Origin of the sequence: Flavobacterium sp. FlaQc-30, from assembly GCF_044005885.1 — a bacterium.
Classification (GTDB): Bacteria; Bacteroidota; Bacteroidia; order Flavobacteriales; family Flavobacteriaceae; genus Flavobacterium.
The window spans coordinates 411,233-426,420 of record NZ_JBIPCO010000001.1; the positions used below are offsets into that span (position 1 = coordinate 411,233).

Consider the following 15,188-nt stretch of genomic DNA (forward strand, 5'->3'; position numbering starts at 1 on the left):
CTTTTTTTAAACAATTCAGCTAGTGAATTTGTTAAGAAAAGCACTTATTTTATTCCTTCCCTTTTACACAAACCATTAACGAAATCGCCAAATATGGAATATCTTTTAAAATAAAAAAATCAGTTATAGGAAAACCTTCTAGACTTTTAAAAATACCGGGAGTTGTAATTAAAAAACTCAATGTTGTAACAAATATAATAGCAGAAGCACATCCTGCATAAAGGCCGATTCTCTTAACAAATAAAGAAGCAAGTAATCCCAGCCCAGTAAGAACTTCAAAAATTCCGATAAAATTAGAAACCTGCTGTACTGACATAACTTTATACATCCAGCTCATTGCAAAATGATTCTCGACTAAACCTTTTATTGCTTCGGCTTCGACGACAGTAAATTTGAAAAGACCTACCCAGATTAAAATAATTACTGTTCCTAAAACTCCTAATGTGTAAGCGAATTGATTTAAATTCATGGCATATTTATTTAAAATTAGAGGTTTTAATATTAGAAGTTCTTTTTGAAAGTAATTGTCAGCTAGTTGTCATAATCAATCAATTTACCAATTATGATATTCTAATTTTCATTTAATTTCATTCTAAAAAACAAAAAAATACACTTCTTGGATGTCGTATTATTTTATCTAAAAAAAGACATTAAAAACGTTTCTAAAATCTAATTCTAAATGCCTGCAAAAGTGTTTAAACGTCTGATTTCAAAAACAAAAAAAAGAAACCAAAACTGGTAATTATTACTATTTTTACTCAATTTGTTACATATTTTCAAACAAAATACTCTTTTTCACAGCTATTTTGAAATAAATTTGCAAACTATCAAAACAAAAAACAATTAAGTAGGATTTAAGCAAAAAAAGAAAAACAAAATCAATTCCTTATACATTTTTAGACAAAAATTGAAGACAAAAAAAGCCATTTCGCAATTTGTATTTTAGTTTGGGTATCGTATATAATGAAATATTGAAATTGACGCCTTTGTATCTTTTTTTACTTTTGTTTTGCTATTATAATGAACAGGAAAATGCTGTAGTTATAGAAATTACATTTAAAAAAAATAAAAATGAGTAAGACATTATTTGACAAAGTATGGGATTCACATGTAGTGCGTAAAATTGAAGATGGACCAGATGTGTTTTTTATTGACCGCCATTTCATTCATGAAGTTACGAGTCCTGTTGCTTTTTTAGGATTAAAATCAAGAGGCGTTAACGTTTTATACCCGCAACGTACTTTTGCAACTGCAGATCACAATACACCAACCATAAACCAACATTTACCAGTTCAAGATCCGCTTTCTGCTAATCAGCTTCAAGCTCTTGAAGACAATGCAAACGAATACGGAATTTCACACTGGGGATTAGGTCACCAAAAAAATGGAATTGTACACGTAGTTGGTCCTGAAAACGGAATAACTTTGCCAGGTGCTACTATTGTTTGTGGTGATTCGCATACATCTACTCACGGTGCCTTTGGTGCTATTGCTTTTGGTATTGGAACTTCTGAGGTTGAGATGGTGCTTTCTACACAATGCATTATGCAGCCTAAACCAAAGAAAATGCGTATTAACGTAAATGGTCAATTAAGCAAAGGTGTTGGTCCAAAAGACGTTGCACTTTATATTATTGCTCAATTAACTACTTCTGGAGGTACAGGTTATTTTGTTGAATACGCTGGTGATGTTTTTGAAAACATGACTATGGAAGGTCGTATGACAGTTTGTAATCTAAGTATCGAAATGGGTGCTCGAGGCGGAATGATCGCTCCTGATCAAACTACTTTCGATTTCCTTGAAGGAAGATTATACGCTCCAAAAGGTGAAGCTTGGACAAAAGCTGTTGAATACTGGAAAACTTTAAAAACTGATGCTGATGCTGTATTTGATGCTGAGTTAAACATCAAGGCTTCAGACATTGAACCAATGATTACTTATGGTACTAACCCTGGAATGGGAATTGGTATTTCAAAACATATCCCAAGTGCAAAAGAAGTTGAAGGCGGTGAGGAAACTTACAAAAAATCTTTAGCTTATATGGGTTTCCATGAAGATGATGTGATGATTGGAAAACCTATTGATTATGTTTTCTTAGGAAGCTGTACAAATGGACGTATTGAAGATTTTAGAGCTTTCGCCGAAATTGTAAAAGGAAGAAAAAAAGCAGACAATGTTACCGCTTGGTTAGTTCCAGGTTCTCACGTTGTTGAAGCTCAAATTAAAGAAGAAGGTATCTTGGATATTTTAACCGAAGCTGGTTTCGTATTACGTCAACCGGGTTGTTCTGCTTGTTTAGCAATGAACGATGATAAAGTTCCTGCTGGAAAATATGCAGTAAGTACTTCAAACAGAAACTTTGAAGGTCGTCAAGGTCCTGGTTCAAGAACACTTCTTGCAAGTCCAATTATGGCTGCGGCAGCTGCTGTTACAGGAAAACTAACAGATCCGAGGGAATTATTCTAATTCCTGCTGTAAGCTTTAAGCAATAGGCTTTAAGCTTTTTACAGCAACTTAAAAAGGCTTACAGCTTATAGCCTAAAGCAAAAAAAAATTAATACACTGTAGGAAAAGCCTAAAGCTTACAGCCTACAGCCTAAAGCAAAAAAAATGGCATACGATAAATTTAATATACTTACCAGCAGTGCAGTGCCGCTGCCAATTGAGAACGTAGATACAGATCAAATCATCCCGGCTCGTTTCTTAAAAGCTACAAAACGTGAAGGTTTTGGAGACAACCTTTTTAGAGACTGGAGATATAACGGTGATGATACTCCAAAAGCAGATTTCGTTTTAAACGATTCTACTTATTCTGGAAAAATCCTTGTTGGAGGAAAAAACTTTGGTTCTGGATCCTCAAGAGAACACGCTGCTTGGGCAGTTTACGATTACGGTTTTAGAGCTGTAGTTTCAAGTTTCTTTGCAGATATCTTCAAAGGAAACTGCTTAAATATTGGTGTTCTGCCAGTTCAGGTTAGCCCTGAATTTGCTGAAACTATTTTCAAAGCGATTGAAGCTGATCCAAAAACAGAATTAGAAATAAATCTTCCAGAACAGACAATTACTTTATTGTCTACAGGACAACAAGAATCTTTTGCGATCAACGGATACAAAAAGAACAACATGATTAATGGCTTTGATGACATTGATTATTTACAAAATATCAAAGAAGATATCGTGGCTTTTGCCGATAAACTTCCTTACTAACCAACAACCAAAAAACAACCAACCCAAAAAGCAGTTACTCAAGCTCAGCCAAGGTTGACCTTAGTAACTGCTTTTTAACTATTTTTTGAATCGATACTAAGCTCAGAATGAACGACAACAACATTGTTTTACCTAAATTCTATTCAGAAATCAAGATTGATTCTGAAAAAATTTCGTTTTCAATGCCGTCAGATTTACAAACAGGAAGCTTTCTAAGAACATTAATTGCATCCAAAAAAGACGGTCACTTTTTAGAATTAGGAACTGGAACAGGATTATCGCTTGCATGGATGATTGAAGGAATGAACGAAAATTCAAACTTAATTTCCATTGATAATTTGGCAGAATATCAAAATGTTGCCAAAAAGTATTTTCAAAAATCAAACGTTTCTTTTGTTTGCGATGATGCCGAAAAATGGATTTTAAATTACAACGGAGAAAAGTTTGATTTAATTTTTGCTGATGCCTGGCCCGGCAAATATGCTGTTCTAGAAGAAACTTTGCAACTATTGAAACCAGGAGGAATTTATTTAATCGATGATATGTTACCGCAAAAAAACTGGCCAAAAAATCATGATAAAAATGTCGAAATTCTTATTCAAGATTTAGAAAAAAGAAATGACATTCAACTTACAAAAATGTGCTGGTCAACAGGTTTGATTCTGATAACAAAAAAATAAAATACAAACTATCAGCTTATCATTAAAAAGCTAACAATATAATAATGGAAAAAAGAAAAATTGAAATAATGGATACAACACTCCGTGATGGCGAACAAACCTCGGGAGTATCTTTTTCTGCTGCAGAAAAACTAACCATTGCACAATTGTTGTTGGAGGAATTAAATATTGATAGAATCGAAATTGCTTCGGCACGTGTAAGTGAAGGAGAATTTCAAGCTGTAAAAGGCATTACTTCCTGGGCTGAAGAAAGAGGATATATTAACAGAATTGAAGTACTGTCGTTTGTTGATGGAGGCGTTTCGATTGAATGGATGAAAAAAGCCGGTGCCAAAGTGCAGAATTTATTGACCAAAGGCTCAATGAATCACTTAACACATCAACTAAAGAAAACACCTGAACAGCATTTTTCTGAAATTGCACAAATTATCGCTTTAGCGAAAGAAAATGATATTGAAACGAACGTTTACTTAGAAGATTGGAGCAACGGAATGCGAAATTCTCCTGAATATGTTTTTCAATTTCTGGATTTCTTGTCGACGCAGCCAGTAAAAAGAATTCTACTTCCTGATACTTTAGGCGTTTTAATTCCGTCCTTGGCTTTTGAATTTATTTCTAAAATCAGAACAAAATATCCTGATGTTCATTTCGATTTTCATGCGCATAACGATTACGATTTAAGTGTTGCCAATGTTATGGAAGCTATAAAAGCCGGCATAAACGGACTTCATGTAACGGTAAACGGAATGGGAGAACGAGCAGGAAATGCACCGCTTGAAAGCACTGTTGCCGTTATAAACGATTATTTGCCAGAAGTAAGCATAAACATCAAAGAAACTTCTTTATATTCTGTAAGTAAATTGGTGGAAACTTTTACAGGATATAGAATCCCGGCTAACAAACCAATCGTTGGGGATAATGTTTTTACACAAACAGCTGGAATTCATGCTGATGGCGATAATAAAAACAATTTATATTTTAATGATTTGCTTCCGGAGCGCTTCGGAAGAAAAAGAAAATACGCTCTCGGAAAAACTTCTGGAAAAGCCAATATCGAAAAAAACCTTCAGGAATTAGGTTTAAAACTAAACAACGAAGATTTGAAATTGGTTACCCAAAGAATTATCGAATTGGGCGATAAAAAAGAAACTGTAACTAAGGAAGATCTTCCATACATTATTTCAGATGTTTTGGATAGTCATACTTACGAAGAAAAAATAAAAATTGAGTCCTATATATTAGTACACTCAAAAGGAATGCGTCCGTCTACGACTTTGTGTTTAAAATTTGGCGATGAAATCATCGAAGAAAATGCGCAGGGAGATGGTCAGTTTGACGCTTTTATGAATGCTTTGTCTAAGATTTACAAAAGCAAAAAATTAACGCTTCCAAAATTAATTGATTACGCAGTTAGAATCCCACCAGGAAGTAGTTCTGATGCGTTGTGCGAAACCATTATTACGTGGACAAACAACGAAAAAGAATTTAAAACCCGCGGATTAGATTCTGATCAAACTGTTGCGGCGATCATCGCAACGCAAAAAATGCTGAATGTAATTGCCGATTAGAGGTACAAAGGTTCAGAGGCGCAAAGGAACAGAGGTTTTAAAATCTTGTTCCAAACCTTTGAACCTTTGAGCCTTTGCCACTATGAACCTTAAATAACACATATAGAATGAAATTAAACATAGCCCTTTTAGCCGGAGACGGAATCGGACCAGAAGTAATAAATGAAGCTGTAAAAGTATCTGATGCTATTGCACAAAAATTTGGACATGAAATCACTTGGAAACCAGCTTTAACCGGTGCTGCCGCAATTGATGCTGTAGGCGAACCTTATCCAGATTCAACACACGAAGTTTGTAAAAATGCTGATGCCGTTCTTTTTGGAGCAATTGGCCATCCTAAATATGATAACGATCCTTCTGCTCCAGTACGACCAGAACAAGGTTTGTTAAAAATGCGTAAAGCATTAGGTTTGTTCGCAAACGTAAGACCAACTTTTACGTTCCCTTCATTATTAGATAAATCTCCATTAAAAAGAGAAAGAATCGAAGGAACTGACTTAGTTTTCTTAAGAGAATTAACTGGCGGAATTTACTTTGGAGAAAAAGGAAGAAAAGATAACGGAGATACCGCTTACGACAACTGTGTTTACACAAGAGCAGAAGTTCAGCGTTTAGCTAAAAAAGGTTTCGAATTAGCGATGACACGTTCTAAAAAATTATGCTGCGTTGACAAAGCAAACGTTTTAGAAACTTCACGCTTATGGAGAGAAACAGTTCAGGCAATGGAAAAAGAGTATCCAGAGGTTGAAGTTAGCTACGAATTTGTTGATGCTGTAGCAATGCGTTTGGTTCAATGGCCAAACTCTTATGATGTATTAATTACAGAAAACTTATTTGGAGATATTTTAACAGATGAAGCTTCTGTAATTTCAGGTTCAATGGGCTTAATGCCTTCTGCTTCTATGGGAGCTGAAGTATCTTTGTTTGAACCAATTCACGGTTCTTATCCGCAAGCAACTGGATTGAACATCGCTAACCCAATGGCTACTATTTTATCTGCCGCTATGATGTTCGAAAACTTCGGATTGATGGAAGAAGGAAAAGCAATGAGAGACGCTGTAAACAAAGCTTTAGAAGCAGGAATAGTTACTGAAGATTTAGCCGATGGTGGCAAAGCATACGGCACTAAAGAAGTTGGTGACTGGTTAGCTGCGAATGTATAATTATGTTTATCGTAGAGGCGCACTGCAGTGCGTCTCCTCGGTATGTTAGATGCACTGCAGTGCGCCTCTACAGAAAAATTACCACATAAAAAAAAGGGATCAACTTTCGTTGATCCCTTTTATATATTTAGAAAAAAATATTAATATCCTCCTCTGTTACCACCACGGTCGTTTCCACCACGGTTGTTTCCGTAACCTCCGCGAGAATCACCTCCACGGTTGTTATTGAAGCTTCTTCTTTCACCTTCAGGTTTTGGTTCAGATTTATTTACAACAATTGTACGACCTTGAACAGTAGCACCGTTCAACTCATCAATTGCTTTTTGAGCTTCAGCATCGTTTGGCATCTCAACAAAACCAAAACCTTTGCTTCTTCCAGTAAATTTATCAGTGATAATTTTAACTGAATCAACTGCTCCATAAGCCTCGAAAGACTCTCTTAAATCTGCTTCCTCAATACTGAATGGAAGGCTTCCAACAAAAATGTTCATATGTACTTATTTATAATAATGTAGCAAATGTAGTCTTATTTTTCTGTAATCTACTATATATTAGTTTATTTATGTTTTTATTTTGATTTTAATAATTCCTCTATAAAATCTATGTCTGAGAAAAAAACTACAACTTATTTTCTATAGCACTCACTTCAATTGGCACTTTATAAAAGACTCCTTCTTTAAAGTTAATCTTGGGCTTTTCAATATTAGTTTCATCATTGTTTTCTGCAGTAAATTTAAACGTTCCAGAAATTGTATGGTTTACGTTATCATAATCAGTAACAACTATTTGTCCGCTGCCTTTATCTGTACCTGTTGAAAATGCAGACAATTCTGTAGACAGCTTATTTTCGTATGATGCCTTAGAAAATTCATCATTACCCAAAGCAAAAGTTTGCTCTGCAGTCGAAGCCATTTGCAAAATAACCTTTTCATATCCTAAAGAACCTTCTACCACTATACTGCCGTTTTCACCTAAATGTGCTTTATAACTTTGAGCTCTCCAAAAAACATTTTCTTTTAAGCCTTGAAAAGCAGGATTATTGAACTTTACATCTTCTGTACAAGATGCGACAATAAAAAAAAGCGATAAAAAATAAAAGTATTTTTTCATATCTAAGTCAATTTGGTGCAAAAATACCGCATTAAGTGATAATTGCCTCAATAATAAGATCGAAAAAGGCAAAAAAACAATAAAATTGGAATGGAAATGCATTTAATACTTTTTGAAACGTATTATTGATAAAAAAATTATATCTTTGCGCCCTTAATTAACAGAGGTCGAGTACCTCAAAATTTAATCAATAAGATTATGTCAGTAAAAATTAGATTACAAAGACACGGTAAAAAAGGAAAACCTTTTTACTGGGTTGTAGCTGCAGATGCACGCTCAAAAAGAGATGGTAAATACTTAGAGAAAATCGGTACTTACAATCCAAACACTAACCCAGCAACTGTTGAGTTAAACCTTGACAGCGCAGTTAAATGGTTACACAATGGTGCACAACCAACTGATACTGCTAGAGCTATTCTTTCTTACAAAGGTGCTTTATTGAAACACCACCTTGATGGAGGTATTCGTAAAGGTGCTTTAACTCAAGAACAAGCTGATGCTAAATTAGCTGCTTGGTTAGAGGCTAAAGCTGGAAAAGTTGATGCTAAAAAAGACGGTTTATCAAAAGCGCAAGCTGATGTTAAAGCTAAAGCTTTAAAAGCTGAAAAAGAAGTTAACGCTAAACGTTTAGCTGCTGCGGCTCAGGCTGAAGCTGACGCTATCGCTGCTGCAACTCCTGCAGTTGAAGAAGTTGCTGAAGTAGAAGCATCTACTGAAGAAGCTCCTGCTGCTGAAGAGAATAACGAAACAACTGAAGCATAATTTTACTTAGCGATAATGCGTAAAGAAGAATGTTTTTATTTAGGTAAAATCGCTAAAAAATTTAGTTTCAAAGGTGAAGTTCTGATCTATTTAGACACAGACGAACCTGAGTTATACGAAAATCTGGAATCAGTGTTTGTTGAACATAACAAACACTTGGTTCCTTTTTTTATTGAAACAAGTTCTTTACACAAAAACGACTTTCTTAGAGTTCGTTTTGAAGATGTAAATACCGAAGAAGATGCAGATGCCTTAGTTGGAAATGCTGTTTATCTTCCTTTAACTATGCTGCCTAAACTTTCTGGCAACAAATTCTATTTTCACGAAGTAATTGGTTTTGAAATCGAAGATCAGCGTTTAGGTGTTTTTGGAAAAATTACTTCTATTAATGATTCTTCTGCACAGCCGCTTTTTGAAGTTTTAAATGGCAATGTAGAAATTTTAGTTCCAATGATTGATCATTTCTTGGTAAAAATTGATCGTGAGAATAAAAAAGTAATCATGAACCTTCCAGAAGGATTGGTAGAAATGTACTTGTAAAAGTTGATTTGTTTAATCGGTTAATTGTTTAATCGAAAACTAAACTTTCTATTAAAAACCTTTTTCATAAAATATAAATCACAATGTTTCAGTTCAAGCAATTCTCTATTAATCAAGATCGTTGTGCAATGAAAGTAGGCACTGATGGCGTTTTATTGGGCTCTTGGGCTCCAATAAATCACAATCCATTTAGTATTTTAGACGTTGGTGCAGGAACTGGAATTATAGCTTTAATGCTTGCGCAGAGAACAAATGCGGAACAAATTGATGCTCTTGAAATTGATGAAGAAGCTTATGAACAAGCGGTAGAAAATTTCGAAAATTCTCCTTGGGGCGATCGTTTATTTTGTTTTCATGCTGGTTTAGATGAATTTATAGAAGAACCGGAAGACGAATATGATTTAATTGTTTCCAATCCGCCTTTTTATGCCGAAGATTATAAAACAGAAAATGAACAACGCGATTTAGCACGCTTTCAAGATGCAATGCCTTTTGAAGAACTTGTTGAAGCAGCCGATTTATTATTATCAGAAAACGGAATATTTGCTTTAATCCTTCCTTTTAAAGAAGAAGAAAAAATTATCGCCTTAGCAAAAGAATCTGAATTATATCCCCTGAAAATTACTCGAGTAAAAGGAACTCCCGCTTCAGCTGTAAAACGTAGTTTATTGGCTTTTAGTCGAAATGAAAATTCTGAAATCGAAATTGATGAATTAGTTATCGAAATTGATCGCCACGTTTATACTCCAGAATATATTGAACTTACAAAAGATTTTTATTTGAAATTCTAAACCTGCTCAAATATACTTTTGAACTGATATAAAATCCTTTCGATTAATCGAAGATCCTCTGTTACAATTTCAGCGCTTCCTTTCATTTCCTGCTGAAATACGATTTGCTTTTTATAGGATGTTTCTAATCCGTTTGGCAGTTCAACATCTAGCAATATATTTCCATCTTTATCGGGCACCAACGAAATATTACGGATTTTACCTTTCAGAACACCAAATTCTCTATCTGGAAAATTAGCTAAACGAATATTTACTCGCTGTCCAACTTTTATCTTCCCTGAATTTAAAGCAGGAGCTTTTACTTTTCCTATAAAGCCATTTTTAGCATCAGGAATAATCGAAAAAACATTATCTCCCGCATTTATCGTTTGATTTTCTGTCCAAACTTGTAAAAAAGTAACCGTTCCGCTGATTGACGATTTTAGTGTATAGGTTAGTTCCCAATCCTTAATCACTTTTTTAAGCTGATAAAATGACTGCGCCATGTTTCGCCCTAAATTCACTTCCTCTTTGGTGCTGTTTATCTGCGAATTCTGACTTGATTTTGTGTTATCAATCAAAGAGGACTTTAATTGTGAAATCGAAGCTAAAAGGCTTCGATAATTCTTCTGTGCTTGCAGGAAACTCAATTTCTTTGCTTCCATTTCCTGAGCCGAAATAATACCTTTTGTAAAAAGGACTTCGAAACGGGCAACTTCATTTTTTTGAAGCTGAAGTTCGCTTTCGTTAATCAATTTTTGCTGCTGCAGAATATCTAATCGTTCTTTTATTTGAATTTTCTCAGAAACTTGCGCTCTGTTTTCAATTGCAAATGGCTGTAAATCATGATTTAATTCCTGCGCTTGATAATCTTTTTGAAAAACTGCGTAAGCACTTTCAATTTCACCCAATTGTGTGTTTTTTAATTGTGCAAATGGGAATTCTTTTTTAGGATCATTAATGTTGTAACTGTCCGTTATGCTTTTTAGTAAAAAAACATCTTTATAATTGGCTGTGTTTTCAATTATTGCCAATGTTGTATTCTTAGAAACAATTGTTTTATCTTTTACCAAAATAGCTTCAATCCTTCCTGAGGACTTTGAAACTATTTTTTCTGGCGGAATATTGGTTGTAATTACAATTTCGGTATTTACAACATCTGGATATTTTATAAACCAGGAAACAAAAAAGAGAAGCACTATAATTACAAATATCAAAACCGTTCCCCATCGAATCATCCAATGCGGTACTTTGGTGAGAATGTCTTGAACTTCTTCGCTTCTTAATTCGAATGTGTTATGTTCTTCTGCCATAATTAATTTCCTAACTGCAATTGATTTTTAACCAATTCAAAATAATTTCCTTTTTGTTCTACCAAAGAGGTATGAGATCCTATTTCTATAATTTTTCCTTTATCCAAAACTACAATCTGATCTGCATTCATAACCGTACTTAACCGATGCGCAATTACGACTACAGTTTTATTTTCAAAAAACAAACCTAGCTTTCTCATTATTTCCTTCTCATTATTTGCATCCAAAGCTGATGTTGCTTCATCAAAAAATAAAATTTCGGGGTCTTTATAAACGGCTCTTGCAATTAATAGCCTTTGTTTTTGTCCAGTACTCATCCCTACCCCTTCTGCTCCAATTTTTGTATTATAACCAAGCGGCAATTCGCTGATGTACTCTTTAATATTTGCCACATCAGCCGCATAAACCAATCGTTCTTTATTAATTACATCAACTCCAAAAGCAATATTATTGGCAATGGTATCACTAAAAATAAAGCCTTCCTGCATGACTGCGCCAATATTAGAACGCCATGCTTTTTGAGAAATATTTTTCAGCTGTGCATTTCCAATAGTAATCTCTCCTTTTTCAGGCTCATAAAACTTAAGCAGCAACTTCATCAAAGTAGTTTTACCGCTTCCGCTGACGCCCACTATAGCAGTTATTTTATTTGGCGGAATCACAAGACTTAAGTTATCTAAAACAGGAATATCAGAGCCTAAATAGCGGTACGAAATATTCTTGATTTCGATTGGAGCATCAAATGGAACATCATTTGTTTGATGAACTTCCTGCTGTGTTTCATCTTCTTTTTCATGAATTTCAGACAATCTTGCCAATGATATTTTTGCATCCTGCAGTTCTCTAACAAATTCAATAAGCTGTGTTACCGGCCCATTTAAACTACCTACAATAGAACTGATTGCCAGCATCATCCCCAATGTAATTGAACCGTCGATGACTAATTTTGCCGATAGAAAGATGATAAAAATATTCTTTAATTCGTTGATGACCGAGGAGCCAATTGTTTGTGTTTGCTCTAAAACCAACCCTTTTATCGAAACTCTAAACAATCTAGCCTGCACATACTCCCAGCCCCAGCGTTTTTGTTTTTCGGCATTGTGGAGTTTAATTTCCTGCATTCCGTTTATAAGTTCCATCACTTTGCTTTGCTCCTGAGAAACCTCGGCAAAACGTTTATAATCTAAAATTTCTCTTCGTTTTAAAAACAAGGTTATCCATCCAAAATAAAGAAGACTTCCAACAAAAAAGACTAAGAATATCTTTAGATTGAAATAGGCCAAAACGGCTCCCATTACAAACATATTTATAACAGAAAACAAGACGTTTAATGAAGATGTGGTTAGGATTTTCTCAATTCGGCGATGGTCATTTATACGCTGCATAATATCACCCGTCATTCGCACATCAAAAAATGAAATGGGCAGATTCATTAGTTTAATAAAGAAATCTGAAATAAGTGAAATATTAATACGGGTTGAAAGATGCAGTAAAATCCAACTCCTGATAAGTTCTAAACCTGTTCTTCCTGCAAATAGAAATAACTGCGCAAAAAGAATTAGATAAACGAAATGAATATTCTGATTCTGTATTCCAATATCGACAATACTTTGCGTTAGGAATGGAAAAATAAGCTGCAGCAAACTGCTTGCTAATAAACCTATAGACAATTGAATCAAAAATGATTTATAGCGAAGTACATATTGCGAAAGTAATCCAAAGCCAATTCCTTTACCATCTTCCTTATCAAATTCAGATTGGAAAAATTTTGGTGTGGCCTCAATCAATAAAGCAATACCTTCTTGAGTCGAATCATCGGCGTTGTTTCCAATCCAAAATTTAAGAAAATCCTCTTTATTATATTCAATTAAACCAAAAGCAGGATCTGATATATAATAAATCCCTTTTTTTATTTTGTAAAGTACTACATAATGGTTTTTGTTCCAATGTAAAATGCACGGAAGCGGCGCTTCTTCAAGTCGTTCTGCACTTAATTTTACGCCTAAAGTTCTAAAACCAATTTTTTCTGCAGCATCACTCAAAAAAAGCAAATTACTTCCCTCACGAGTCGTTTCGCTTGCATCGCGCAGCTCCTGAATATTAATTGTTTTACCATAATGTTTGGCTATAATCTTTAAACATGTTGGCCCGCAATCTTTAAAATCTGCTTGTTTGTAACTGGTGAATTTTTTCAACTCTGCTATTTGGGTTTATTCATAACAATATTATACAAAAAATCTTAAAATATAAATCAGTCTTTAATTAATCAACTAAATTTCACCTTTTATAATTGGTTTTCTACTAATCTATAAAAAAGCAAGAAAGCTTTGTTAAAAAACAACAAAGCTTTCTTTACTTTAAATATATTTTATGGTTAGCTGTCTAGCGGACAACCGTCCTCAATAACCGAAGCACAAGTTTCACCATCGCCTGGACGTATAATACCTGCAAAAATATTTGTTCCTGGACAATAACAGGCCTCTATCCCAGGTCCTCCGCCCATAATGTTTTTCTTTTCATTAACTCCTAAAACTTCAATACCAATTAAATCTTTTAATTTTTTCATGATTTGTTTTTTTGATTTGTTAATACTTCAATCATTTTAAGACAGTCGAAGCCTCTGTCTGTTTAACTTAAAAACATTGTAGTATTTTTATTACTATTAAATTCTATGACAAAAAAAAGAGAGAACTAGTCCTCCCATAAATATAAAATACTGCTTGCAGCATCATTTCTCTAGGAGATGGCACTTGATCAGCCCTAACCAAATAAAACTAACCCAGTGACCACTTTTCCTGAGAATCCCGACATCAATCATCAATGTGGGGATATTTGCTCAATGTTCCACGATCGAGCGCCTACAAATTAAAAAAAACATGACTAAATTTTAAAAAAGGCTGTTTCTATATTACTTTATATAAGTTTCAAAAATTAACCAAAAGCAAAATTTTTATAAACTCTCATCCAATATCAAAGTATATGCAATTATGGTTCTAAATACTTATAAATACACTACAACTTTTTACTGGTTTTGAATAGTATTATTAACTAAAAAATGCTCCGAATGTTTTTATTCAAATGGAAACTTACAATTCCCTGTACTACCTTCATTCAGTGCTGGGATTGTTCCATCAGGGCAATATGAAAAACAAGAATTACTGCCTGTACCAGGACAAGGACAACGACAATTTGATGGAGGATTAATTGGGCCTCCTCCTTTTATATTTTTTTGCTCAGCTGCACTTAGCAAAAAAGTGTCTTTTTGGTTTAAAATGTTTTTTAACATAGTTTTTTGTTTTATTGTTAATACTTCAATTATTCTAACACCTCTGATTATATATCACTTTATTATAGCAATTCGACTATACTTTGTTTTACTATAAAAAAAGGAAGAACTATTTCTATTACCACTATATCTTACTAAAACCATTCTTTCTCTAGGAGATGGCACTTGATCAGCCTAACCAAATAAAACCAATCGAGTGACCACTTTTCCTGAGAATCCCGACACCAATCATCAATGTGGGGATATTTGCTCAATGTTCCACGATCGAGCGCCTACAAATTAAAAAAAACATGACTAAATTTTAAAAAAGGCTGTATGTATATAACTTTAAATAATTTCAAAAAATTAGCAGCATAAACGATTAGTATCGCAAATACCAGCTTCCATATTTATTGGACATGTCCCGCCGCTTGGTATCAACACACATCCGGCTTCTATTGCATATACCCAGCATTCTGGAATACCGCCTTTTATTGTTTTCTGCTCACTTTTACTAATATGCTGAGCATGTTTCAGATTTAAAATTTTCTTTAACATTACTATTTGAATTTATTTTCGAATCTTTTTACAATTGCATAATCTTAATTTACACTAGCGTAATTCAAATCTAACGAGTAATACTCTGCACAATCTTCAAAGGTCAAACCTGATCTACTATACCATGTGTCACATTTTGGACTAGTTTCTTTAACGTTTGTACCTACTATTGTTTTTTGTTCACTGGCGGTTATCTCTTGCGATCCTTCCAGATTTAAGATGTTTTTTAACATAACTCTTGATTTATTCGGT

At 34.1% G+C, this 15,188-nt stretch carries 16 protein-coding genes; 8 read left to right on the forward strand and 8 right to left on the reverse strand.

Going from position 1 to position 15,188, the window contains the following annotated elements:
• Window positions 1–49: 49 nt before the first annotated feature.
• A complete protein-coding gene (locus tag ACHRV0_RS01730; RefSeq protein ID WP_395439711.1) occupies window positions 50–469 on the reverse strand; it encodes a DUF417 family protein in 420 nt (139 codons plus the stop codon).
• 602 nt (window positions 470–1,071) lie between these two features.
• Between ACHRV0_RS01730 and leuC the strand changes: the two genes are divergently transcribed.
• From leuC to leuB, 5 genes are all read left to right on the forward strand, one after another.
• Window positions 1,072–2,466 carry a 3-isopropylmalate dehydratase large subunit gene (gene leuC, locus ACHRV0_RS01735; RefSeq protein WP_129022587.1) on the forward strand — a complete coding sequence of 465 codons (1,395 nt, stop codon included), beginning with the start codon at window positions 1,072–1,074 and terminating at the stop codon, window positions 2,464–2,466.
• Between the two features lie 144 nt (window positions 2,467–2,610).
• Window positions 2,611–3,207: a 3-isopropylmalate dehydratase small subunit gene (gene leuD, locus ACHRV0_RS01740; protein WP_395439712.1), complete on the forward strand. Its 597-nt coding sequence runs from the start codon at window positions 2,611–2,613 to the stop codon at window positions 3,205–3,207.
• A 107-nt stretch (window positions 3,208–3,314) separates the two neighbouring features.
• On the forward strand, window positions 3,315–3,887 hold the full coding sequence (locus ACHRV0_RS01745; protein WP_395439713.1) for an O-methyltransferase: 573 nt from the start codon (window positions 3,315–3,317) through the stop codon (window positions 3,885–3,887).
• Window positions 3,888–3,931: 44 nt separating this feature from the next.
• Complete coding sequence (locus ACHRV0_RS01750; protein WP_395439714.1) at window positions 3,932–5,455, forward strand: alpha-isopropylmalate synthase regulatory domain-containing protein; 1,524 nt, start codon at window positions 3,932–3,934, stop codon at window positions 5,453–5,455.
• A gap of 107 nt (window positions 5,456–5,562) precedes the next feature.
• Window positions 5,563–6,618, forward strand: a complete 1,056-nt coding sequence (leuB, locus tag ACHRV0_RS01755; RefSeq protein ID WP_395439715.1) for a 3-isopropylmalate dehydrogenase — start codon at window positions 5,563–5,565, stop codon at window positions 6,616–6,618.
• A 140-nt stretch (window positions 6,619–6,758) separates the two neighbouring features.
• Here leuB and ACHRV0_RS01760 read toward each other — a convergent pair whose 3' ends face one another.
• Both ACHRV0_RS01760 and ACHRV0_RS01765 read right to left on the reverse strand, forming a co-directional pair.
• Entirely contained in the window at window positions 6,759–7,109 is a 351-nt protein-coding gene (locus ACHRV0_RS01760; protein WP_089053747.1) for an RNA-binding protein, read from the reverse strand.
• Between the two features lie 127 nt (window positions 7,110–7,236).
• Window positions 7,237–7,728, reverse strand: coding sequence for a DUF6252 family protein (locus ACHRV0_RS01765; protein WP_395439716.1), 492 nt, complete (start codon window positions 7,726–7,728; stop codon window positions 7,237–7,239).
• Between the two features lie 198 nt (window positions 7,729–7,926).
• Here ACHRV0_RS01765 and ACHRV0_RS01770 point away from each other — a divergent pair, with 198 nt between their 5' ends.
• The 3 genes from ACHRV0_RS01770 to ACHRV0_RS01780 all read left to right on the forward strand — a co-directional run bounded on the left by ACHRV0_RS01770 (window position 7,927) and on the right by ACHRV0_RS01780 (window position 9,821).
• Window positions 7,927–8,490, forward strand: coding sequence for a 30S ribosomal protein S16 (locus ACHRV0_RS01770; protein ID WP_129022581.1), 564 nt, complete (start codon window positions 7,927–7,929; stop codon window positions 8,488–8,490).
• Window positions 8,491–8,505: 15 nt separating this feature from the next.
• Complete coding sequence (rimM, locus tag ACHRV0_RS01775; protein WP_129022580.1) at window positions 8,506–9,030, forward strand: ribosome maturation factor RimM; 525 nt, start codon at window positions 8,506–8,508, stop codon at window positions 9,028–9,030.
• An 83-nt stretch (window positions 9,031–9,113) separates the two neighbouring features.
• Complete coding sequence (locus tag ACHRV0_RS01780) at window positions 9,114–9,821, forward strand: tRNA1(Val) (adenine(37)-N6)-methyltransferase (RefSeq protein WP_395439717.1); 708 nt, start codon at window positions 9,114–9,116, stop codon at window positions 9,819–9,821.
• On the opposite strand, the gene ACHRV0_RS01785 is transcribed toward ACHRV0_RS01780, so the two are convergent.
• The 5 genes from ACHRV0_RS01785 to ACHRV0_RS01805 all read right to left on the reverse strand — a co-directional run bounded on the left by ACHRV0_RS01785 (window position 9,818) and on the right by ACHRV0_RS01805 (window position 14,936).
• Window positions 9,818–11,113: an HlyD family secretion protein gene (locus ACHRV0_RS01785; RefSeq protein WP_395439718.1), complete on the reverse strand. Its 1,296-nt coding sequence runs from the start codon at window positions 11,111–11,113 to the stop codon at window positions 9,818–9,820. The genes ACHRV0_RS01780 and ACHRV0_RS01785 overlap by 4 nt on opposite strands.
• Window positions 11,114–11,115: 2 nt before the next feature.
• Window positions 11,116–13,308, reverse strand: a complete 2,193-nt coding sequence (locus ACHRV0_RS01790; RefSeq protein WP_395439719.1) for a peptidase domain-containing ABC transporter — start codon at window positions 13,306–13,308, stop codon at window positions 11,116–11,118.
• Between the two features lie 179 nt (window positions 13,309–13,487).
• Window positions 13,488–13,679, reverse strand: a complete 192-nt coding sequence (locus ACHRV0_RS01795; RefSeq protein ID WP_123872341.1) for a hypothetical protein — start codon at window positions 13,677–13,679, stop codon at window positions 13,488–13,490.
• 504 nt (window positions 13,680–14,183) lie between these two features.
• A complete protein-coding gene (locus ACHRV0_RS01800) occupies window positions 14,184–14,399 on the reverse strand; it encodes a hypothetical protein (protein ID WP_395439720.1) in 216 nt (71 codons plus the stop codon).
• 345 nt (window positions 14,400–14,744) lie between these two features.
• Window positions 14,745–14,936, reverse strand: coding sequence for a hypothetical protein (locus ACHRV0_RS01805; RefSeq protein ID WP_395439721.1), 192 nt, complete (start codon window positions 14,934–14,936; stop codon window positions 14,745–14,747).
• Window positions 14,937–15,188 lie beyond the last annotated feature (252 nt).